Annotated in this window: 16 protein-coding genes and 1 pseudogene; 14 read left to right on the top strand and 3 right to left on the bottom strand. The window is 75.4% G+C overall.

Features of this window, described 5'->3' with window-relative positions; all coding sequences use genetic code 11:
- The 6 genes and pseudogenes from ABZS80_RS22090 to ABZS80_RS22065 all read left to right on the top strand — a co-directional run bounded on the left by ABZS80_RS22090 (window position 1) and on the right by ABZS80_RS22065 (window position 4,975).
- Window positions 1-390: a MerR family transcriptional regulator gene (locus ABZS80_RS22090; RefSeq protein WP_355058525.1), complete on the top strand. Its 390-nt coding sequence runs from the start codon at window positions 1-3 to the stop codon at window positions 388-390.
- Window positions 387-1,391 (top strand): aldo/keto reductase, encoded by a 1,005-nt coding sequence (locus ABZS80_RS22085; RefSeq protein ID WP_355058523.1) that lies wholly within the window; start codon window positions 387-389, stop codon window positions 1,389-1,391. Before ABZS80_RS22090 ends, ABZS80_RS22085 begins: the two co-directional genes overlap by 4 nt.
- 160 nt (window positions 1,392-1,551) lie before the next feature.
- Window positions 1,552-2,250: pseudogene (locus tag ABZS80_RS22080) on the top strand (phosphoribosyl-AMP cyclohydrolase); the annotation flags it as partial.
- A 180-nt stretch (window positions 2,251-2,430) separates the two neighbouring features.
- On the top strand, window positions 2,431-2,865 hold the full coding sequence (gene hisI / locus ABZS80_RS22075) for a phosphoribosyl-AMP cyclohydrolase (protein ID WP_355058601.1): 435 nt from the start codon (window positions 2,431-2,433) through the stop codon (window positions 2,863-2,865).
- On the top strand, window positions 2,862-4,415 hold the full coding sequence (locus ABZS80_RS22070) for an anthranilate synthase component I (protein ID WP_355058521.1): 1,554 nt from the start codon (window positions 2,862-2,864) through the stop codon (window positions 4,413-4,415). The genes hisI and ABZS80_RS22070 overlap by 4 nt, the downstream gene beginning before the upstream one ends.
- Window positions 4,412-4,975, top strand: coding sequence for a Trp biosynthesis-associated membrane protein (locus ABZS80_RS22065; RefSeq protein ID WP_355058519.1), 564 nt, complete (start codon window positions 4,412-4,414; stop codon window positions 4,973-4,975). The genes ABZS80_RS22070 and ABZS80_RS22065 overlap by 4 nt, the downstream gene beginning before the upstream one ends.
- A gap of 60 nt (window positions 4,976-5,035) precedes the next feature.
- Here ABZS80_RS22065 and ABZS80_RS22060 read toward each other — a convergent pair whose 3' ends face one another.
- The gene (locus ABZS80_RS22060) at window positions 5,036-5,311 is read right to left on the bottom strand and encodes a hypothetical protein (RefSeq protein WP_151462412.1); all 276 of its coding nucleotides are present in this window, start codon (window positions 5,309-5,311) and stop codon (window positions 5,036-5,038) included.
- Between the two features lie 490 nt (window positions 5,312-5,801).
- Between ABZS80_RS22060 and trpC the strand changes: the two genes are divergently transcribed.
- From trpC to trpA, 3 genes are read left to right on the top strand one after another with little or no spacing between them, the layout of a single operon-like run.
- Entirely contained in the window at window positions 5,802-6,605 is an 804-nt protein-coding gene (gene trpC, locus ABZS80_RS22055) for an indole-3-glycerol phosphate synthase TrpC (protein ID WP_192579804.1), read from the top strand.
- A 39-nt stretch (window positions 6,606-6,644) separates the two neighbouring features.
- The gene (trpB, locus tag ABZS80_RS22050; protein ID WP_355058516.1) at window positions 6,645-7,877 is read left to right on the top strand and encodes a tryptophan synthase subunit beta; all 1,233 of its coding nucleotides are present in this window, start codon (window positions 6,645-6,647) and stop codon (window positions 7,875-7,877) included.
- A gap of 4 nt (window positions 7,878-7,881) precedes the next feature.
- Complete coding sequence (gene trpA / locus ABZS80_RS22045) at window positions 7,882-8,685, top strand: tryptophan synthase subunit alpha (RefSeq protein ID WP_355058514.1); 804 nt, start codon at window positions 7,882-7,884, stop codon at window positions 8,683-8,685.
- Window positions 8,686-9,059: 374 nt separating this feature from the next.
- On the opposite strand, the gene ABZS80_RS22040 is transcribed toward trpA, so the two are convergent.
- Window positions 9,060-9,587, bottom strand: coding sequence for an NUDIX hydrolase (locus tag ABZS80_RS22040; protein ID WP_355058512.1), 528 nt, complete (start codon window positions 9,585-9,587; stop codon window positions 9,060-9,062).
- Window positions 9,588-9,689: 102 nt separating this feature from the next.
- Between ABZS80_RS22040 and lgt the strand changes: the two genes are divergently transcribed.
- Window positions 9,690-10,880, top strand: coding sequence for a prolipoprotein diacylglyceryl transferase (gene lgt, locus ABZS80_RS22035; protein WP_355058510.1), 1,191 nt, complete (start codon window positions 9,690-9,692; stop codon window positions 10,878-10,880).
- A gap of 11 nt (window positions 10,881-10,891) precedes the next feature.
- On the top strand, window positions 10,892-12,079 hold the full coding sequence (locus ABZS80_RS22030) for an NAD(P)/FAD-dependent oxidoreductase (RefSeq protein WP_151462406.1): 1,188 nt from the start codon (window positions 10,892-10,894) through the stop codon (window positions 12,077-12,079).
- A gap of 58 nt (window positions 12,080-12,137) precedes the next feature.
- Here ABZS80_RS22030 and ABZS80_RS22025 read toward each other — a convergent pair whose 3' ends face one another.
- Window positions 12,138-12,983, bottom strand: coding sequence for a GNAT family N-acetyltransferase (locus tag ABZS80_RS22025; protein WP_355058507.1), 846 nt, complete (start codon window positions 12,981-12,983; stop codon window positions 12,138-12,140).
- 146 nt (window positions 12,984-13,129) lie between these two features.
- Between ABZS80_RS22025 and gltB the strand changes: the two genes are divergently transcribed.
- From gltB to ABZS80_RS22010, 3 genes are all read left to right on the top strand, one after another.
- Window positions 13,130-17,824, top strand: coding sequence for a glutamate synthase large subunit (gltB, locus tag ABZS80_RS22020; RefSeq protein WP_355058505.1), 4,695 nt, complete (start codon window positions 13,130-13,132; stop codon window positions 17,822-17,824).
- Window positions 17,817-19,325: a glutamate synthase subunit beta gene (locus tag ABZS80_RS22015; RefSeq protein ID WP_355058503.1), complete on the top strand. Its 1,509-nt coding sequence runs from the start codon at window positions 17,817-17,819 to the stop codon at window positions 19,323-19,325. The genes gltB and ABZS80_RS22015 overlap by 8 nt, the downstream gene beginning before the upstream one ends.
- Before the next feature lie 213 nt (window positions 19,326-19,538).
- Window positions 19,539-21,098 (top strand): MFS transporter, encoded by a 1,560-nt coding sequence (locus ABZS80_RS22010; RefSeq protein ID WP_355058501.1) that lies wholly within the window; start codon window positions 19,539-19,541, stop codon window positions 21,096-21,098.
- Window positions 21,099-21,164 lie beyond the last annotated feature (66 nt).

The following is a 21,164-nucleotide window of genomic DNA, read 5'->3' as shown; positions in this document are numbered from 1 at the left end:
GTGGACATCAGCACGCGGGAGATGAGCCTCACCGTCGGTGAGGCGGCGGAACGGGTCGGCCTGACCACCTACACGCTGCGCTGGTACGAGCAGGAGGGCCTGGTCGCCCCGGTCGGCCGGGACTCCGCCGGCCGCCGGCGCTACACCGAGTCCGACGTCAACTGGCTGTTCCTGCTCACCCGGCTGCGGCGCACCGGCATGCCGGTCCGGGACATGCGGCGCTACGCCGAACTGGCCCGGCAGGGTGACCGCACGCTCGGCGCCCGGCGGGCCCTGTTCGAGGCGCACCGGAGCCGGGTGCTGGCCCGGATGGCCGAGCTGGAGGAGGACCTCAAGGTCCTCGACCACAAGATCGACGCGTACCGCCGGGCGGAGGAGGAACAGTCATGATCACGCGACGGGTGGGCGCCACCGGCCCGGAGGTCTCGGCCATCGGGCTGGGCTGCATGGGCATGAGCTTCGCCTACGGCGGCGCCGACGACGCCGAGTCGACCCGGACCCTGCACCGGGCCCTCGACCTCGGGGTCAACCACCTCGACACCGCCGACATGTACGGCTTCGGGGCGAACGAGCGGCTGCTCGGCCCGGTGGTCCGGGCGCGGCGGGACGAGGTCTTCCTGGCCACCAAGTTCGGCAACCGCACCAGCGGCGACAGCTTCGGCGGCACCGGCAGCCCGGGCGCCTACGTGGACAGCAGCGCCGCCTGGGCGAAGGAGGCCTGCGACGCCTCGCTGGCCCGGCTCGGCATCGGCACCATCGATCTCTACTACCTGCACCGCCGCAACCCGGACACCCCGATCGAGGAGACCGTCGGCGCGCTGGCCGAGCTGGTCCAGGCGGGCAAGGTGCGGCTGATCGGCCTCTCCGAGGTCAGCCCGGCGACCCTGCGGGCGGCGCAAGCGGTCCACCCGATCTCGGCGGTCCAGATGGAGTACTCGCTGTTCACCCGGGACGTCGAGGGGGAGATGCTCACCACCTGCCGGGAGCTGGGCGTGTCCCTGGTGGCGTACTCGCCGGTCGGGCGGGGGCTGCTCACCGGCGCCATCACCAGCCGCGAACAGCTCTCCGAGGACGACTGGCGGCGCACCGTGCCCCGGTTCGCCGACGGCAACCTCGACGCCAACCTGAGGCTGGCCGAGGCGGTCCGCGCGGTGGCCGCCGAGCTGGGCTGCACCCCCGCCCAGGCGGCGCTGGCCTGGTTGCTCGCCCAGGGCGAGGACGTCCTGCCGATCCCCGGCACGAAGCGCGTCCGCTACCTGGAGGAGAACGCCGCCGCGGCCGACGTGCGGCTCACCCCGGAGCAGCGGGACCGGCTGGGCGGGGCGGTGCCCGCCGGTGCCGTCGCCGGGGAAAGGTACACGCCGGCAGGAATGCGAACGGTCGGGCACTAGGCCCCAGCAGCGGACACCCAGTCCGCCATCGGTCATTGCGCCAAGATCGGGCGTCCGGCACCATGACGCCGTGGGTCCCGCTCCGTTGCCCGAGATTGGATTCCTCGACGACTGGGCCGCCCGCCTCCGGCAGGCCGCCGACCGTCCCGTCGTCGGGATCATGCTGCGTGGCAGCCACGCGCGGCGGGCCGCCACCGAGCACAGCGACGTCGACGTCGACGTGCTGGTCGCCGCCGACGACGAGCGGACGGAACCCGCCGCCCCGGAAACCGGGGCGGCGGGACCGGCCCACCCCCTCGACCCGGACACGAGGGCGGCGGGGCCGGCCCGCAACGGCACCCCCTACGCCGCCCGCCGCGCCTACCTGGCCGAGTTCGAGGGCCGCCTCGTGCACGTCTCCGTGGCCGCGCGGGACGTCCGCTCCTGGGTGAACCGGCTGGGCCAGCCCGCCGACTGGGCGTTCGGGCTGCCCGTCACCGCGCCGGCCCGGCTGCTCTGGGCGGCGCCGGAGTGGCGGCGCCGGATCGACCTGCCGGTGCTCTGCCAGCCCGCCGACGAGCCCCGCCTCGAAGAGCTGATCGCCACCCTGGGCAAGGTGGCCGGCGCCCGCTGGGCCGGCGACCCGGTGGGGGTCCGGCTCGCCGCCGCCGACCTGGCCCGGCTCTGCCCCTCGGTGCTGCGCCTGGCCAACCCGTCGGTCCGGGTGGTGTCCCGCCGGGCCGCCCTGGCCGCCGCGCTGGACCTGCCGGTCGCGCCACCCGGCTACCGCGACGACATGCTGCTCTGCCTCGGGCTGCGCCCCGGCGGCACCGCCGAGGTGGGCGCCGCCGCCGGCCGGCTGGTCACCGGGACCGTCCCGCTGGTCCGCCCGTACGCCGGGGAGATCGCCGCGGTCGGCGGCGCCGACCTGGCCGCGGCCCTGGTCGACGGCCGGCTGGACCGCTACCTCGGCCAGCTCACCCGGGCGCTGGACCGCCCCGCGCCCGTCTCCCGGGACACGTCGGCGGTGCCGGTGCCCCGTGCGGGAGAATGGTCAACCGTGCCCGACTCTGACGCGCCCGTGACCGGCGCCCCCGCCAGCTCCGGCGGCGCCGCGGCCCCCGGCCCGGCCCGCCCCTCCCGGCTCGACCCGGCCATCGCGGCCCGGCTGCGCCGCACCCCGGACGGCCTGGTGGCCGCGGTGGTCCGCGCGCACGACTCGGGTGAGGTGCTGATGGTCGCCTGGATGGACGACGAGGCGCTGCACCGCACCCTGACCACCGGCCGCGCCACCTACTGGTCGCGCAGCCGCCAGGAGTACTGGGTCAAGGGCGCCACCTCCGGCCACCACCAGTACGTCCGCTCGGTCGCCCTGGACTGCGACGGCGACGCGCTGCTGGTCAGCGTCGAGCAGGTCGGCGCGGCCTGCCACACCGGGCACCGCACCTGCTTCTTCACCGAGCTCCCGGTCAGCGCCCCGGAGGCCACCTCATGACCGACGGCACGGTGAGCCCGGACCAGGCCGCCTTCGCGGGCCTGGCGGCCCGCTGGCGGGTCGTGCCGGTCACCCGGCGGCTGCTCGCCGACGCGGAGACCCCGGTCGGCGTCTACCGCAAGCTGGCCGGCGGCCCCGGCACGTTCCTGCTGGAATCCGCCGAGCAGGGGGTCGGCTCGGCCGGCATGGCCTGGTCGCGCTACTCCTTCATCGGGGTGCGCAGCAGCGCCACGCTGACCGAGCGGGACGGCGCGGCGGTCTGGGCCGGCGAGCCACCCGCCGGGGTGCCGGCCACCGGCGACCCGGTGACCGCGCTCCGGGAGACCGTCGCCGCGCTGGCCGGCCCGGCCTGGGACCCGTCCAGCGGCATGCCGCCGCTCACCGGCGGCATGGTCGGCTATCTCGGGTACGACCTGGTCCGCCGCTTCGAGCGGCTGCCCGAGCTGACCGAGGACGAACTCGACGTGCCCGAGCTGGGCATGATGCTCGCCACCGACCTCGTGGTGCTCGACCACTACGACGGCTCGGCGATCCTGGTCGCCAACGCGGTGCTGCCCCCGCTCGACGCGCCGGACCGCGAGTCGCTGGTCGCCGCCGCGTACCACCACGCGGTGGGTCGGCTGGACGCCATGACCACCGCGCTGTCCCGACCGATCCCGCCCATGATCTCGACGGTCGCCCGGCCCGGTGTCGGCGAGGTGGTCAGCCGCACCCCGGGGGGCGGCTACCCGAAGGCGGTGGAGGCGGCCAAGGAGGCGATCCGGGCCGGCGAGTGCTTCCAGATCGTGCTCAGCCAGCGCTTCGAGCGCCCCACCCACGCCGACCCCCTCGACGTCTACCGGGTGCTGCGCACCACGAACCCCAGCCCGTACATGTACCTGCTGCGCTTCGACGGCTTCGACATCGTCGGCTCCTCGCCGGAGGCGCACCTCAAGGTGAGCACCGGCGCGCACGGGGAGCGCCGGGCGCTGCTGCACCCGATCGCCGGCACCCGGCCGCGCGGCGGCTCACCCGAGGCGGACGCCCGGCTCGCTGCCGAGCTGCTCGCCGACCCGAAGGAGCGCGCCGAGCACGTCATGCTCGTCGACCTGGGCCGCAACGACCTGGGCCGGGTCTGCCGGCCGGGCACGGTCGAGGTGCCGGAGTTCGCCACCATCGAGCGGTACAGCCACGTCATGCACATCGTCTCCACGGTCGTCGGCGAGCTGCGCGACGACCGCACCGCCTTCGACGCGCTCGCCGCGACCTTCCCGGCCGGCACCCTCTCCGGCGCGCCCAAGGTCCGGGCCATGGAGATCATCGAGGAGCTGGAGCCGGTCCGGCGCGGCCTCTACGGCGGCACGGTCGGCTACTTCGGCTTCGGCGGCGACCTGGACATGGCCATCGCCATCCGCACCGCGCTGATCCGCGAGGGCCGGGCCTACGTGCAGGCCGGCGCGGGTGTCGTGGCGGATTCGGATCCCGCCGCCGAGGACCGGGAGACCCGCAGCAAGGCCGCGGCCGTGCTCGCCGCGATCGCCGCCGCCGAGACGCTGCGGCCGGCGCGATGAGCGGGTCGACCGGCGCGCCCGCCGTGCGGGGCCGGCGCGAGCTGACGTACGCCGTGCTGCTCTGCCTGGCCGGCGCGGGCCTGGCGTTCTGGGCGGTGACCCGGACCTGGTCGGTCGAGCTGACCGCGCGCGGCTCGCTGCCGCCCAGCCGGCACGCCCGCACCGGCGCGGAGCTGCTGCCCTGGGTGTCGGCGCTGGCCCTGGTCGGGCTGGCCGGCGGCGGCGCGGTGCTGGCCACCCGGGGGCGGGTCCGGCGGCTGCTGGGCGGCCTGCTGGCCCTGCTGGGGCTGGGTGTGGCGGCCGGTGGCGGCTACGGGCTGACCGAGTCCGGGGTGAGCCGGCAGTGGCCGGCGCTGGTGCTGGTGGGCGGGCTGGTCCTGCTGGCCGGCGGGCTGCTCACGGCGCTGCGCGGCGGCGGCTGGCCCGCGATGGGCGCCCGCTACGAGCGGCGGCCGGGGCGGCTGGCGGAACCCGCGGGTGAGGACCGGCCGGCGGTCGAGCGTGGCACCCGGGACGCCTGGGAGGCGCTGGACCGGGGCGAGGACCCGACGGTCCGCTGACCGCCCGGCGCCCGTCCGGGCGCCGCCGCTCACCGGCTGGGCGTCGCGGCGCCCGCCGGGTCAGCTCACCGGCTGGGCGTCGCGCGCGTCCCGGCGCTCGCGGGCCGCGGCGCGGGCGGCGGCCAACTCGGCCACCAGGCGGTCCAGTTCGCGGCGCTGCGCCGCGCGCGCCCGGTCGGCGCAGACCGCCTCCCAGGCGTTGCCCCGGGCGGTGCGCATCCGGCCGTCGCCGGCCATGGCGCGTTCCAGCGTGTGCACCACGCCGACGGCGAGCGACGCGACGCTCCGGGAGATGGTGGTGAAATCGAGGCTCTGGTTCGGCCCGTTGGCGCTCATGGTCACCCCGCACGAGATCGTTGGCGACGGTCGGCAGCCGCCTCATCGAGTCTGCCCGAGGAAGATGCTGCCGGGCTCACGTTTCGCCGCCGTGAAACGCCTGTCAACTCTGCGGCAACCGGCCCGACCTGGGCAGGGCCGTTCGGCCTTGAGCTTGCTCACAACATCGACGACTCTCACTCTCCTGCGCGGAGCGGGGCGTCGTGGTGAGATAGGTCATGGGTGGCGGTCGATATAGCGGCCGGGGACGCGGGACGCGCCCGGGTGACGCCGGTCGATGGGCGCGATGGCGCTGCGTGACACCCCGTTCACCCGAAGTCGGCCATCATGCCACAGCCCATTTCGTGAGGAGCGCCATACCCCCGGGCACTTGCGTCCAGGTGGCGCCCCCTAGCATCGGCCCATGACACCCGGAGAGGGGAGTCCGTTGGTGACTGCTGAGCATGCGCACGCGGAGGGGGACGAGGCCGGTCCGGCGGCGTCCGTAAGCGTGCTCGACGAGATCCTGGCCGGCGTGCGCGAGGACGTGGCCCGGCGACAGGAACAGGTTCCGCTGGAGCGGATCCGCGAGCTGGCCGCCGCCGCGCCGCCGCCGCTGGACGCGTACGCGGCGCTGCGCCGGCCCGGCGTGGCCGTGATCGCCGAGGTGAAGCGCTCGTCGCCGTCCAAGGGGCGGCTGGCCGAGATCGCCGACCCCGCCGACCTGGCCGGCGACTACGCCGCCGGTGGCGCCCGCGCGATCAGCGTGCTCACCGAGGGCCGCTGGTTCGGCGGGTCGCTGGACGACCTGGCCGCGGTGCGTGCCGCGGTGAACGTGCCGGTGCTGCGCAAGGACTTCGTGGTCTCCAGCTACCAGGTGCACGAGGCCCGCGCGCACGGCGCCGACCTGGTGCTGCTGATCGTCGCCGCGCTGGAGCAGAACGTCCTGGTCGGTCTGCTGGAGCGGATCGAGTCGCTGGGCATGTGCGCGCTCGTCGAGGTGCACAACGAGGAGGAGGCCGACCGCGCCATGGAGGCCGGCGCGCAGGTGATCGGCGTCAACGCCCGTGACCTGCGTACCCTGGAGGTCGACCGCTCGGTGTTCGAGCGGATCGCGCCCGGCCTGCCGAGCAGCGTCGTCAAGATCGCCGAGTCCGGCGTGCGCGGCCCGCACGACCTCATCCGGTACGCCTCGGCGGGCGCCGACGCGGTCCTGGTCGGCGAGGGCCTGGTCACCCAGAAGAGCCCTCGCGAGGCGGTCGCCGAGCTGGTCAACGCCGGCAACCACCCGGCCACGCCCCGCCCGGTGCGCTGACCCCACCGGGCCCCGAGACGCAGCGAGAGGACTCCCGCGATGAGCACTGACGCCGCGGCCCCGGCCGGCCAGCTTCCCGACGCCGCCGGTCACTTCGGCCGGTTCGGTGGCCGCTTCGTCCCCGAGGCGCTGGTCGCGGCGCTCGACGAGCTGGACGCGGCGTACCGGAAGGCGATGACCGACGAGAGCTTCCTCGCCGAGTTCGACGCCCTGCTGCGCGACTACGCCGGCACCCCCTCGCTGCTCTACGAGGCCCGGCGGCTCTCCGCCCAGATCGGCGCCCGGGTCCTGCTCAAGCGGGAGGACCTCAACCACACCGGCGCGCACAAGGTCCGCAACGTGCTCGGCCAGGCGCTGCTCACGAAGCGGATGGGCAAGCGGCGGGTGATCGCGGAGACCGGCGCCGGCCAGCATGGCGTCGCCACCGCCACCGCCGCCGCCCTGTTCGACCTCGAATGCGTGGTCTACATGGGCGAGGTGGACACCGAGCGGCAGGCGCTCAACGTCGCCCGGATGCGGATGCTCGGCGCCACCGTCGTCCCGGTCACCGCCGGCTCGCGCACGCTCAAGGACGCGATGAACGAGGCGATGCGGGACTGGGTCGCCAACGTCGACAGCACCCACTACCTGATCGGCACCGCCGCGGGCCCGCACCCGTTCCCCGAGATGGTCCGGGACTTCGTCCGCGGCATCGGCGTCGAGGCCCGCCAGCAGTGCCTCGACCTCACCGGCGCGCTGCCGGACGCCGTCGCGGCCTGCGTGGGTGGCGGCTCCAACGCGCTCGGCATCTTCCACGCCTTCGTGCCCGACACCGGCGTGCGCCTCTACGGGTTCGAGGCCGGCGGCGAGGGCGTGGCGACCGGCCGGCACGCGGCCAGCATCACCGGCGGCTCGGCGGGCGTGCTGCACGGCACCCGGACGTACGTGCTGCAGAACTCCGACGGCCAGACGATCGAGTCGCACTCGATCTCGGCCGGCCTGGACTACCCGGGCGTCGGGCCGGAGCACGCCTGGCTGCACGACAGCGGGCGGGCCACCTACCTGCCCGTCGACGACGACGAGGCGATGGCCGCCTTCGAGCTGCTCTGCCGCACCGAGGGCATCATCCCGGCGATCGAGAGCTCGCACGCGCTCGCCGGCGCCCGCAGGATCGCCCCGCAGCTCGCCGCCGAGCTGGGCCGGGAGCCGGTCATCGTGGTCAACCTGTCCGGCCGGGGCGACAAGGACGTGCACACCGCCGGCGCATACTTCGGCATCCTCGACAAGGAGTGAGAGCGTGAGCCGGATCGGGGTCGCCTTCGACAAGGCCCGGGCCGACGGCCGGGCCGTGCTGGTCGGCTGCATGCCGGCGGGCTTCCCGACCGTCGAGGGCAGCATCGCCGCGATGACCGCCATGGTCGAGGCCGGCGTCGACGTCATCGAGGTGGAGATCCCCTACTCCGACCCGGTGATGGACGGCCCGGTCATCCAGAAGGCCAGCGACATCGCGCTGGCCGGAGGCGTCCGCACCGCGGACACGCTGCGCATCGTCGAGGCGGTGGCCGCGACCGGCGCGCCGGTGGTCACCATGACCTACTGGAACCCGATCGAGCAGTACGGCGTCGACCCGTTCGCCCGCGACCTGGCCGCCGCCGGGGGCACCGGCCTGATCACGCCGGACCTGATCCCCGACGAGGCCGGCGAGTGGCTGGCCGCCTCCGAGGCGCACGGCCTGGACCGGACGTTCCTGGTCTCCCCGTCCTCCACCGACGCCCGGCTGAAGATGACCGCCGGGCACTGCCGCGGCTTCGTCTACGCCACCGCCATCATGGGCGTGACCGGCGCTCGGTCGCAGACCTCCGAGGCGGCCCCGGTCCTCGTCTCCCGGCTGCGCGAGGTCACCGACCTGCCCGTCGGCGTCGGGCTGGGCGTGGGCACGGGCGCCCAGGCCGCCACCGTGGCCGGGTACGCCGACGCCGTGATCGTCGGCAGCGCGCTGGTCCGCTGCGTGCTCGACGCCCCCGACCAGGCGGCCGGCCTGACCGCCCTGCGCGCCCTGAGCGCCGAACTCGCCGAAGGCGTCCGCAACCCGGCCCGCTGACGGCCGCTGTTCCCTCACTCCACGCCAGCTCGCCGACTTGGTGACGTCCGGCGCTCGCCGATGCCGCCATCCCGCCGTTCTTGTGCGGAGCCATCGGTCCGGCCCGTGCGGGCGCCGTGCCTCGGTGATTGTGTGGGACTGCCTGTCGAGTTGAGTCGTTGGCGACATCGCACCTCACCTCCGCCGCCCGGCCGCCGGGCAACGCGGGGCTTGAGTCGTTTGCGTCATCAGCTCGACAGGCGCTCGCGGACCTACCCGGGGGTCGGCCTGCCCGGGACGTCCGCGATTCGTGCGGCGCGGTGGTCTCGGCGGCTGGCCCCCGGCGCGCGTCGTTGTCCTGCACGGCGGCTCCTCGCCTCCGCTCACGGGGAGCGTCAGCGCCGGGTGGTGCCCAGCTCGCCGCCGGACCGCTGTTCGGGCGGGGGCGCCGCCGCGCCGGCCGACCCGGTGTCCTGCGTCGGGTCGCGGAGGACGCCGGAGCGACCGGCCAGGGCGTCGGCGACGGCGGCGCGGGTGGTCGGGGTGAGCGCCTCGGGCAGCGCGTCCGGCGCATGCCAGTCGAGGTGGCAGCCGCCCGCCGGGGTGCCGGCCGGCGTCGCGGCGAGTGTCCGGGCCCGGAACACGTGCACCAGCACGTCGGGCAGGGCGCCGCAGTGGCCGGCGGCGGGCGGGGGAGCGGCGGGGTCGCCGAGCCGGTAGAGGCCGACCAGGTCGACCAGGTCGACCTCCCAGCCGGTCTCGGCGCGGATCTCGCGTCGCGCGGCGGCGGGCGGGCTCTCGTCGCGGCGCAGCCGCCCGCCGGGCAGCGCCCAGCGACGGCCGCCGCCGGACTGCCGGCAGAGCAGCACCCGGCCGGAGGGGTCGGTGACGACCGCGGCGACCGCCCAGGTGAGCGCGCTCATGGACAAAGAGCCTACGGCCGCGCAAACCAGAAGTCATCCGACCCGCGAACCCGGGCGACCGGGGTGCCGCGAGCACCGTCCGCACCGGTACCGTGTGCACCCGTGACCCTCGCCCCGATGACCCCCCTGGCGGCCCTGCCCAGCCCCAGCACCGCCGTCTGGCAGCTCGGTCCGGTTCCGATCCGGGCGTATGCGCTCTGCATCATCGTCGGCATCGTGGTGGCCTGCGTGGTCACCGAGTACCGGCTGCGCCGCCGCGGCGTCGCTCCGGGCGCGGTGCTCGACATCGCCGTCTGGGCGGTGCCCGCGGGCATCATCGGCGCCCGGATCTACCACGTGATCACCTCGCCGGAGAAATACTTCGGCGCCGACGGCCAGCCGCTCAAGGCGTTCGCCATCTGGGAGGGCGGCCTCGGCATCTGGGGCGCGGTGGCCGGTGGCGCAGTCGGCGCGTGGTTCGCCGCCCGGCAGCTGGGCATCCCGTTCGCCGTGGTGGCCGACGCGCTGGCGCCGGGGCTGCCGCTGGCTCAGGCGATCGGCCGGTTCGGCAACTGGTTCAACAACGAGCTCTACGGCGGGCGCACCAGCGTGCCCTGGGGCCTCGAGGTCCACGTCATGGACCCGGACAATCCGGGGCACGCGCTGCGCGACGACGCCGGCAACCCGGTCCTCCAGCCGGGGCTCTACCACCCGGCCTTCCTCTACGAGGCGCTGTGGAACATCGGCGTCGCCGCGCTGGTCGTGGCCCTCGACCGCAAGCTGCGGCTGGGCCGCGGCCGTGCCTTCGCCCTCTACGTGATGGGCTACACGGCGGGCCGGTTCTGGATCGAGCTGATGCGCACCGACGAGGCCAACCACATCCTCGGCCTGCGGCTCAACGTGTGGACCGCGGCGCTGGTCTTCCTCGGCGCGCTGGTGTACTTCCTGCGGGTGCGCGGCCCGCGCGAATACCTGATCCCGGTCGGCGCGCCGGCCACCCCGGCCCCGCCCGCGGGTGGCGATGTGTCCCAGGTCGACCTCTCCGCCCGGGAGGCGGGGGCGCAGCCGGTCGCGCCGGAGGGCTACCGGGTGGTGTCCGAGGAGCAGTTCCGCACGTACCGGGAGACCGGCGAGGTCCCGGCCGAGGAGCCGCCGGCGACCGACGAGGCCGACCGCGACGCAACCGACGAGGCCGACCGCGACGCAACCGACGAGGCCGACAGCGACGCGACCGATGCGACCGACCGCGACGCGACGGACGAGACGGACCGGGCCGGCGCCGGCGGCGTCCGCCCCGCCGACCGGGACAGCTGAGCGGGGGAGTCATGCGGAGCGCGGTGGTGGTCGGCGCCGGCCTTGGCGGGTTGGCGACGGCCGGAGCGCTGGCCCGGTCCGGTTGGCGGGTCACCCTCCTCGAACGGGCCGACCGGGTCCGTCCGGAGACGACCGCCGTGGTGCTCTGGCCCAACGGGGTACGCGCGCTGCGCGCCCTCGGCCTCGGCGCCGGCCTGGACGCGATCGCCACCCCGCTGCCCGACGGCGGCGTGCGCCGCCCCGACGGGCACTGGCTGGTGCAACCCCGCCCCACACCGGCGGAGCGGATGCCGGTCGTGGTGCACCGGGAGGACCTGCACGACGCGCTCATCGCCGGGCTGGGCGACCAGGTGGAGCTGCGCACCGGGGTGAGCGTGCGGACGGTGCGGGCGGCGCCCGGCGAGCGTCCCGCCGTCGGCGACGGCCGGCACACCGTCGAGGCGGACCTGGTGGTCGCGGCCGACGGCACCGACAGCGAGATCCGCCGGCAGCTCGCCCCGGAGACGGCGGTGGTCAGCTCCGGCTGCGCCGCGTGGCGGGCCGTGATCCCCTGGTACCGGGCCCCGCAGCTCCCCGACGACCAGCCGGTGCACGGCGAGACGCTGGGTGCGGGCTACCGCTTCGTGGCCGCCTCCCTCGGCGACCGGGGCACCGCGGGCGCCTCCCGCCGGGGCGGCATCTACTGGGTGGCCACCGCCGCCGGCGCGCCCCGACCCGAGCCGCCGGAGACACAGCTGGCCCTGCTCAAGCGCTGGTACGCGGGCTGGCCCGCGCCGATCGCCACGCTGCTCGACGCGACCGACCCGGCGGACCTGGTGCAGCAGGAGATCCGGGAGCTGCGCCCGCTGCCCCGGGCGTACGGGTTCCCGGCCGGGCCGGGCGGCGTGGTGCTGCTCGGCGACGCGGCGCACGCCATGCCGCCGCACCTCGGGCAGGGCGCCTGCCTCGCCTTCGAGGACGCGGCCACCCTGTCGGCGCTGCTGCGCGAGTCCCGGCTCCCGGACGCGGTGGCCGGCTACGACCGGCTGCGCCGGCCCCGCGCGGCCACCATGGTGCGGCAGACCCGCCGGATGTCGGCGGTACTCCAGACCCGGGGCCGGCTGGCGTTGCGCGCCCGGGACGCCGCGCTGGGCACGATCAGCCCGCGGCTGCGCAACACGGCGGCCACGGCCGCCGCCTCCTGGCAGCCGCCGGCCTGACCGTGCCGCGCGGGTGCGGCACGGCGCCGTCCCCGACCGGCGGTGCGACGGGCGGCCGTCAGCCGATCACGGCGGTCGGCTCGGCGATGCAGGCGGTGCCCACGCGGCGGAAGCCGACCCGCAGGTAGACCCGGGCGATCTCCTCGCTGCCGGCGGAGAGGAAGACCAGGTCGGCGCCGGCGGCGCGCAGCCGGTGGGCCAGGGTGGCGGTCACGGCCGCGCCCAGGCCGCGCCGGCGGGCCGCCGGCAGGGTGGCCACCCCGGCGATCTCCGCGACGTCGCCGACCCGCATGGCCATGCCGCTGGCCAGCGCCCCCTCGTCCGCCGTGCCGGCGAGCACCGAGACGCGCCGGCCGTCGACGATGCGGACCGCCTCCTCGTCCAGGGCGGCCACGTCCAGGCGGGAGACCGCGGCGTCCCGCTCGGCCGGGCCGGCCTCGCCGCGGGCGGTGCCGCCGTGCGAGAACCCCACCGCGGCGACGGCCCGGCGCAGCGCCACGTCCGCCGCGAAGCTCGGGTTGCGGGGGTCGAGCACTCGCACCGGTACGTCGCTGAACGTCGCCGGGTCGGGCAGGCGGTCGGGCTCCAGCACCATGAGCGGCGCCTCCAGCACGTGCAGCCCCGCCGAGCGGGCCACCGGCAGCAGGTCCGGGGTGACCTCATGCACCCACTCGAACGCCTCCGGCAGGCCCAGCTCCCGCTGCCGGGCCCGGACGGCGGTCACGTCGGCGAGTGCGGGTGCCTCGGTGGCGTCCAGCCGGGGGCGGGCGTAGAACGGCCAACCGGCGCCCTCGCGGACGAACAGCACGAGGGGGCCGTGTTCCTCCGTCCGCGCCCCGTCGCGGGGCACCGCGTCGTAGAAACGCTCCAACCGGTCGAGCACGTCAGTGCGTACGACATCCACCGCGCGAGACTACATGTCCCAGATGCTGGAAGTGTGATCAATCTGAACTGGCCTTGCGCCGGACGCCCTAACGTAGACTCAATAAAACCCCCGAGGGCCGACGTCGTCCCCACCATGTTCCAACCTGAGTGACGACAGGAGGCCCGGTGGCCTTTCCGTACCCTCTCAGCCCCCAGCCGGCCCCGCGGACCACGGGGCTCTACGACCCCGCCCACGAGCACGACGCCTGCGGTGTGGCCTTCGTGGCTGACCTGCACGGGCGGCGCTCGCACGAGGTCGTCGCGAACGGTCTCGGGGCGCTCTGCCGGCTGGACCACCGGGGCGCCCGGGGCGCGGAGCACAACACCGGTGACGGCGCGGGCATCATGATCCAGGTGCCGGACGCGTTCCTGCGCGCGGTCGTCGACTTCCCGTTGCCGCCCGCCGGTCAGTACGCCACCGGCCTGGTCTTCCTGCCCGACGACGACGCGTCCGAGGCCCGGGCCCGCCAGGTGGTGGAGAAGTACGCGCTGGTCGAGGGCGCGGACATCCTCGGCTGGCGGGAGGTGCCGATCGACCCGGCCGGCCTCGGCGAGACCGCCCTCGCGGCGATGCCCCGGGTCCGGCAGCTGTTCCTGGCCGCGCACCGGCTCACCGACGCGCCCGCCGGTGCGGCCGGCTCCCCGCTGACCGGGCTGGATCTGGACCGGGTGGCGTTCTGCCTGCGCAAGCAGGTCGAGCGGGAGACCGCCGAGCGGGGCGTGCCGGCCTACTTCCCGTCGCTGTCCGGCCGGACCATGGTGTGGAAGGGGATGCTCACCCCGGACCAGCTCCCGGCGTTCTACCCGGAGCTGACCGACGAGCGCGTGGTCAGCGCGATCGCGCTGGTGCACTCGCGGTTCTCCACCAACACGTTCCCGTCCTGGCCGCTGGCCCACCCGTACCGGTTCATCGCGCACAACGGCGAGATCAACACGATCCGCGGCAACCGGAACTGGATGCAGGCCCGGGAGGCGCTGCTGCGCAGCCCGCACCTGCCCGGCAACATCCGCCGGGTCTTCCCCGTCTGCACCCCGGCGGCCTCCGACTCGGCCAACTTCGACGAGGTCCTGGAACTGCTGCACCTGGCCGGGCGGAGCCTGCCGCACGCGGTGCTCATGATGATCCCGGAGGCGTGGGAGAACGACCCGGACATGCGCGCCGACAAGCGCGCCTTCTACCGGTTCCACGCCAGCCTCATGGAGCCGTGGGACGGCCCGGCCTCGGTCGCCTTCACCGACGGCGAGATCGTGGGCGCGGTGCTGGACCGCAACGGGCTGCGCCCGGGCCGCTGGTGGCGGACCGCCGACGGCCTGGTGGTGCTGGGCAGCGAGGCGGGCGTGCTCGACCTCGACCCGGCCACCGTGGTCGCGAAGGGCCGGCTCCAGCCGGGCCGGATGTTCCTGGTCGACACGGTCAACGGCCGGATCGTGCAGGACGACGAGATCAAGACCGAGCTGGCCGCCGCCCGCCCGTACGGGGAGTGGTTGCACGCCGGCATCATCGAGCTGGACGAGCTGCCGCCGCGCGAGCACATCGTCTACACGCACGACTCGGTACGCCGCCGGCAGCAGACCTTCGGCTACACCGAGGAGGAGCTGAAGATCCTGCTCGCCCCGATGGCCCGCAACGGCGCGGAGCCGATCGGCTCGATGGGCACGGACACCCCGATCGCGCCGCTGTCCACCCGGCCGCGGCTGCTCTACGACTACTTCCACCAGCTCTTCGCCCAGGTCACCAACCCGCCGCTGGACGCCATCCGGGAGGAGCTGGTGACCAGCCTGGCGTCCACCATCGGCCCGGAGGGCAACCTGCTCGACCCGGGGCCGGCGAGCTGCCGGCAGATCGTGCTGCCGTACCCGGTGATCGACAACGACGAGCTGGCCAAGATCCTCTCCGTCGACGAGGACGGCGACCTGCCCGGCTTCAAGGCGGTCCGGGTCTCCGGGCTCTACCGGGTCCGTGACGGCGGCGCCGGCATCAAGGCCCGGCTCACCGAGATCTGCCGGCACGTCTCCGAGGCGATCGAGGACGGGGTACGCATCCTGGTGCTCTCCGACCGGGACTCCAACGCCGACCTGGCCCCGATCCCGTCGCTGCTGCTCACCGCCGCGGTGCACCAGCACCTGGTGCGGGAGCAGACGCGCACCCAGGTGGCGCTGATCGTCGAGTCGGGCGACTGCCGCGAGGTGCACCACGCGGCCGTGCTGATCGGGTACGGCGCGGCGGCGGTCAACCCGTACCTGGCCTTCGAGTCGGTCGAGGACATGATCTCCACGGGCGCGCTGGTCAGCATGGAGCCGGGCACGGCCATCCGCAACTACGTCAAGGCGCTCGGCAAGGGCGTCCTGAAGATCATGTCGAAGATGGGCATCTCGACGGTCTCGTCGTACTGCGGTGCGCAGGTCTTCGAGGCGGTCGGCCTGGACACCCGGCTGGTCCAGCGCTACTTCCGGGGCACCCCGAGCACGATCAGCGGCATCGGGCTCGCCGAGATTCACGCCGAGGTGGCCGCCCGGCACGCGCTGGCCTGGCCGCCCGCGGGCGCTCGGGCGAGCGACCGGCTGGACGTCGGCGGCGAGTACCAGTGGCGCCGCGAGGGTGAGCTGCACCTGTTCAACCCGGAGACGGTCTTCCTGCTCCAGCACGCCACCCGCAGCCGCCAGTACGACGTCTTCCGGCAGTACACCGCCAAGGTGGACGAGCTGGCCGCCCAGGCGGGCTCACTGCGCGGGCTGTTCACCCTGCGCACCGGGCTGCGCCCGCCCGTCCCGCTGGACGAGGTGGAGCCGGCCAGCGAGATCGTCAAGCGGTTCGCCACCGGCGCCATGTCGTACGGGTCGATCTCGGCGGAGGCGCACGAGACCCTGGCCGTCGCCATGAACCGCCTCGGCGGCAAGTCCAACACGGGCGAGGGCGGCGAGGACGTCGAGCGGCTGCACGACCCGCGGCGCCGCTCGGCGGTCAAGCAGATCGCCAGCGGCCGGTTCGGCGTCACGAGCGAATACCTCGTCAACGCCGACGACCTCCAGATCAAGATGGCCCAGGGCGCGAAGCCCGGCGAGGGTGGCCAGCTGCCCGGCAACAAGGTCTGGCCGTGGATCGCGCGCACCCGGCACGCCACCCCGGGCGTCGGCCTGATCTCCCCGCCGCCGCACCACGACATCTACTCCATCGAGGACCTGGCCCAGCTCGTCCACGACCTGAAGTGCGTCAACCCGGCGGCCCGGGTGCACGTGAAGCTGGTCAGCGAGGTCGGGGTGGGCACCGTGGCGGCCGGCGTGGCGAAGCTCAAGGCCGACGTCATCCTGATCTCGGGGCACGACGGCGGCACCGGCGCCTCCCCGCTCAACTCGCTCAAGCACGCCGGCACCCCCTGGGAGCTGGGCCTGGCCGAGGCGCAGCAGACGCTGCTGCTCAACAAGCTCCGCGACCGGGTCACCGTGCAGGTCGACGGCCAGCTCAAGACCGGCCGGGACGTGCTGGTCGCGGCGCTGCTGGGCGCCGAGGAGTTCGGCTTCGCCACCGCCCCGCTGATCGTCGAGGGCTGCGTGATGATGCGGGTCTGCCACCTCGACACCTGCCCGGTGGGCATCGCCACCCAGAACCCGGTGCTGCGCGAGCGTTTCACCGGCAAGCCGGAGTTCGTGGAGAACTTCTTCCTCTTCCTGGCCGAGGAGATCCGCGGCTACCTGGCCGAGCTGGGCTTCCGCAGCATCGCTGAGGCCATCGGGCACACCGAGCTGCTCGACGTCGCCGGCGCCATCGACCACTGGAAGGGCCACGGGCTCGACCTCAGCCGGGTGCTGCACCTGCCCGAGCTGCCCGAGGGCGCGGCCCGGCGCGGCATCCGGGCCCAGGACCACGGCCTGGAGCTGGCGCTGGACAACCAGCTCATCGCCCTGGCCGAGCCGGCGCTGCGCGACGGCACCCCGGTCCGGGTCGAGGTGGCGGTGCGCAACGAGCACCGCAGCGTGGGCGCGATGCTCGGCGGCGAGGTGACCCGCCGGTTCGGCGGCGCCGGGCTGCCCGACGACACCGTCGAGTTCCTGCTGCGGGGCACCGCCGGCCAGTCGTTCGGCGCGTTCCTGCCGCGCGGGGTCACCCTGCGCCTGCACGGCGACGCCAACGACTACGTGGGCAAGGGCCTCTCCGGCGGGCGGCTCGTCGTCCGGCCGGACGCCGCCGCGCCGTTCGCCGGCGCGGACGCCGACCCCGGCGGGCGCGCCGAGGACCAGATCATCGCGGGCAACACCATCCTGTACGGCGCCACCGGCGGCGAGGTCTTCCTGCGCGGCCGGGTCGGCGAGCGGTTCGCCGTGCGCAACTCCGGCGCGGTGGCCGTCGTCGAGGGCGTCGGCGACCACGGCTGCGAGTACATGACCGGCGGCACCGTGGTGGTGCTCGGGCCGACCGGGCGCAACTTCGCGGCCGGCATGTCCGGCGGCACGGCGTTCGTGCACCGGCTGGACCGCCGGCTGGTCAACGCCGAGCTGGTCGACCTGTCGCCGCTGGGCGAACAGGAGCGCGAGCGGCTGCACGAGCTGGTCCAGCGGCACTTCGCCGAGACCGACTCGGCGGTCGCCGAGGAGCTGCTCAAGCGCTGGCCGGAGGCGGTGGAGGAGTTCACCGCCGTGGTGCCCCGGGACTACCGCCGGGTGCTGGAGATCATGCGGGCCGCCGAAGCCGCCGGCCACGACGTCGACGACGCGGTGATGAGCGCATTGGCGGCGACAGCCGCCGCCGGGGCTCCGCCGGCGGCCTCCGCCGCGTCCGTGCCGCCCGCCCCGCGGGCGGTCGCCCAGGAGGTGGCTCGTGCCTGACCCGAACGGTTTCCTGCGCTATGACCGGCGGCTGCCCGCCCGCCGCCCGGTCCCGGTGCGGATCACGGACTGGCGGGAGGTCTACCCGCCGGCCGGCGAGGAGCTGATCCGCGAGCAGGCCACCCGCTGCATGGACTGCGGCATCCCGTTCTGCCACGACGGCTGCCCGCTCGGCAACCGCATCCCGGACTGGAACGACCTGGTCCGCACCGGCGGCTGGGACGCCGCCGTGGAGTCGCTGCACGCCACCAACAACTTCCCCGAGTTCACCGGCCGGCTCTGCCCGGCGCCCTGCGAGGCGGCCTGCGTGCTCGGCCTGGGCGGCCAGCAGCCGGTCACCATCAAGCAGGTCGAGGTGGAGATCGCCGACGCGGCGGTGGCCCGGGGCGGCCTGCGCCCGCAGCCGGTGCCGGCCCCGACCGGGAGGTCGGTCGCCGTGGTCGGCTCCGGCCCCGCCGGGCTCGCCGCCGCGCAGCAACTCGCCCGCGCCGGTCACGCCGTCACCGTGTACGAGCGGGACGACGCCCTCGGCGGCCTGCTCCGCTACGGCATCCCCGACTTCAAGCTGGAGAAGCGGCACATCGACCAGCGACTGGCCCAGCTCGCCGCCGAGGGGGTGCGCTTCCGCAGCGGGGTGGACGTCGGCGTGGACGTCACCGCCGAGCAGCTCCGCGCCGAGCACGACGCCGTGCTGCTCGCCTGCGGCGCGCTCCAGGGCCGGGACACCCCCGAGACGCCGGGGCGGGCGCTGCGCGGCGTACACCAGGCCATGGCGCACCTGGTGGCCGCGAACCGCGTCGTCGCGGCGGCGGGTGAGGGGCGGCCGGCCCCGGCCACGCTTCCGGACGGCACGCCGATCGACGCGGCCGGCAGGCACGTGGTGATCATCGGTGGTGGCGACACCGCCGCCGACTGCCTGGGCGTGGCCCACCGCCAGGGCGCGGCCGGCGTGCACCAGCTCGACCTCTACCCGGAGCCCCCGGCCGACCGGGACGCCGAGCGCGACCCGTGGCCCACCTGGCCGTGGGTGCTGCGCAGCTACCCGGCGCACGAGGAGGGCGGCGAGCGGGTCTTCGCCGTGGCGGTGCAGGAGTTCGTCGACGACGGCACCGGCCAGGTCCGCGCCGTCCGGATCGCCGAGGTGACCGTCGAGAAGGTGAACGGCCGGCGGATCGTCACGGCGCTGCCCGGCTCGGAGCGGGAGATCCCGGCCGACCTGGTGCTGCTCGCCATCGGGTTCGAGGGCACCGAGGAGCAGCCCCTGCTGGGCCAGCTCGGGGTGACCCGCAACGGCCGGGGCGCGGTCGACGCCCGCCCCGACTGGCAGACCAGCGGCGACGGCGTGTTCGTCGCCGGGGACATGCACCGGGGCGCGTCGCTGATCGTCTGGGCCATCGCCGAGGGCCGGGCCGCCGCCGCGGCCATCCACGCGTACCTGGGTGGGGCCGGAACGCTGCCCGCGCCGGTCGACCCGGCCCGGCAGCCGCTCGCCGCCCGCTGACCCGGCGCGTCACCGGCACCCCGGTCCCTCCCGGACCGGGGTGTCGTGGCGTCCGGGTCCGGTTCGTGCCCGGGGTGCCCCGGCCGCCCGACCCGGTTCGTGAACCCTCTCACCAACTGTGGTCGGCGGGTTTGACCACGGCCAGACTTGTGCGCTGGCCGGACCCGCGGGGGTCCGGCTTCGTCGTGTCACCGTCTGGACGGGGAAACACTCATGGCCCTCGGCGCCACGTTCGCCGCGCTGCGCCACCGCAACTACCGGATCTGGGCCGCCGCCGGATTCGTGTCGGTCATCGGGACCTGGATGCAGGTGCTGGGCGTCAACTGGTACGTGCTGGCCGAAACCGGGTCGGCCACCTCGATGGGGTTCACCGTCCTGCTCCAGGCGCTGCCCACCCTGGTGCTGAGCGTCTGGGGTGGCGCGTTGGCCGACCGGCTGCCCGCCAAGCCGCTGCTGATCGGCGCCCAGGCAGCCCACGCGCTGCTCGCCGCCGGGCTCGCCGTGGTGGCCCTCACCGGCACCGGCGGTCTCCCGGCGATCTTCGCGATCTCGCTGGCCACCGGCGCGGTGTCGGCGATCGAGGGGCCGGTGATGGGCCGCTGGGCCTCCACGCTGGTGGACCGGGAGAGCCTCGGCAACGCCCTGGCGCTCGGCTCGCTCACCAACTCCGCCGGGCGGATCCTCGGTATGAGCCTCGGCGCCGTCGTGGTCGCCGTGGTCGGCCCCGCGCTGCTCTTCGCCGCGAACTCGGTCAGCTTCGTCGCGGTCGTCGTGGCGCTGTTCGCCGTACGCGAGGGGGAGCGGCATGCCGGCGGGCCGGCGGCGGCCGACCCGGCCCCGGCCGACGGCGGCATCCGGGCCGGTTTCCGCTACCTGAGCCGGCAGCCGGTGGTGCTGGTGGCCCTCGCGCTCTCCTTCGTGCTCGGCAGCCTGGGCCGCAACTACCAGGTCACGATGGCCGCCATGAGCGACGGGCCGCTGCACGGCGGCGTGTCGGGCTACGGCCTGCTCTCCACCGTCTTCGCCGTCGGCACGGTGCTGGGCGCCCTGTTCGCGGCGCGCCGCGCGGACCTCGGCTACGCGGTGCTGGTCGGTGCCGGCCTGCTCGCCAGCGGGTTGCAGATCGTCGCCGGGCTGGCCCCGGGCACGCTGAGCTTCGCCGCGGTGATCCTGCCGGTGGCCGCCGCGGCGGTGGTCATCGACACCACGGTCGGCGCCCGCGCCCAGCTCGACACCGACTACGCCATGCGCGGCCGGGTGCTGGCCGCCCTGGCCGTCACCGGCTCGGTCTCCGCGGCCGTGGGCGCCCCACTGCTCGGCTGGCTCGCCGAGCACGCCGGCCCCCGCCAGACCCTGGTGCTGGCCGGCACGGTCACGGCGGCCGCCACCGCGGTCGCCGGGGTGGCCCTGGACCGGCTGCGCGAGCGCCGGCTGGCGCACCGGCTCACCCGGGTGCTGGCCGCGCCCGCCGCCCGCCCGGTCCGCCGGGTCGCCGCCACCGCCGCCCGGGTCGTCCGCCCGGCCGGTGCGGGCCTGGACGCCGTCTCCGCCGTGGCGCTGCCGCGGCCGACGGTGCTGGCCGGCGTGGCCCCGGTGGCGCTTCCCGGCGCCGCGGCCGGCGCGCGTCCGGGCACCGGCCGGCTCCGGTCCAGCCGGGCCGCCCGCCCGGCGCAGGACTGCGCGGCCTGCGCGCCCCACCGGGGCCGGCGCCGCTCCCGCTGGACCGAGCTGCGCTCGCCGCTCGCGCACCGCGACGGCTGCCCCGCCGCCTGACCCCGGCCGGGGCCCGGGTCCCGTGAGCGAGGTCATCTCGCACGGGACCCGGCGGCGCGAAGATCC

Origin of the sequence: Micromonospora sp. NPDC005305, assembly GCF_040607315.1 — a bacterium.
GTDB lineage: Bacteria > Actinomycetota > Actinomycetes > Mycobacteriales > Micromonosporaceae > Micromonospora.
The sequence above is the reverse complement of the archived record's forward strand: the minus strand, read 5'-3'. Positions and strand labels throughout refer to the sequence as shown.

Coding starts and splice junctions, on each gene's coding strand:
- ABZS80_RS22070 (WP_355058521.1), top strand. CDS start 2,862: ATGACCGACGGCACGGTGAGCCCGGACCAGGCCGCCTTCGCGGGCCTG.
- trpB (WP_355058516.1), top strand. CDS start 6,645: ATGAGCACTGACGCCGCGGCCCCGGCCGGCCAGCTTCCCGACGCCGCC.
- ABZS80_RS22085 (WP_355058523.1), top strand. CDS start 387: ATGATCACGCGACGGGTGGGCGCCACCGGCCCGGAGGTCTCGGCCATC.
- ABZS80_RS22040 (WP_355058512.1), bottom strand. CDS start 9,587: ATGAGCGCGCTCACCTGGGCGGTCGCCGCGGTCGTCACCGACCCCTCC.
- ABZS80_RS22060 (WP_151462412.1), bottom strand. CDS start 5,311: ATGAGCGCCAACGGGCCGAACCAGAGCCTCGATTTCACCACCATCTCC.
- ABZS80_RS22010 (WP_355058501.1), top strand. CDS start 19,539: ATGGCCCTCGGCGCCACGTTCGCCGCGCTGCGCCACCGCAACTACCGG.
- ABZS80_RS22065 (WP_355058519.1), top strand. CDS start 4,412: ATGAGCGGGTCGACCGGCGCGCCCGCCGTGCGGGGCCGGCGCGAGCTG.
- ABZS80_RS22030 (WP_151462406.1), top strand. CDS start 10,892: ATGCGGAGCGCGGTGGTGGTCGGCGCCGGCCTTGGCGGGTTGGCGACG.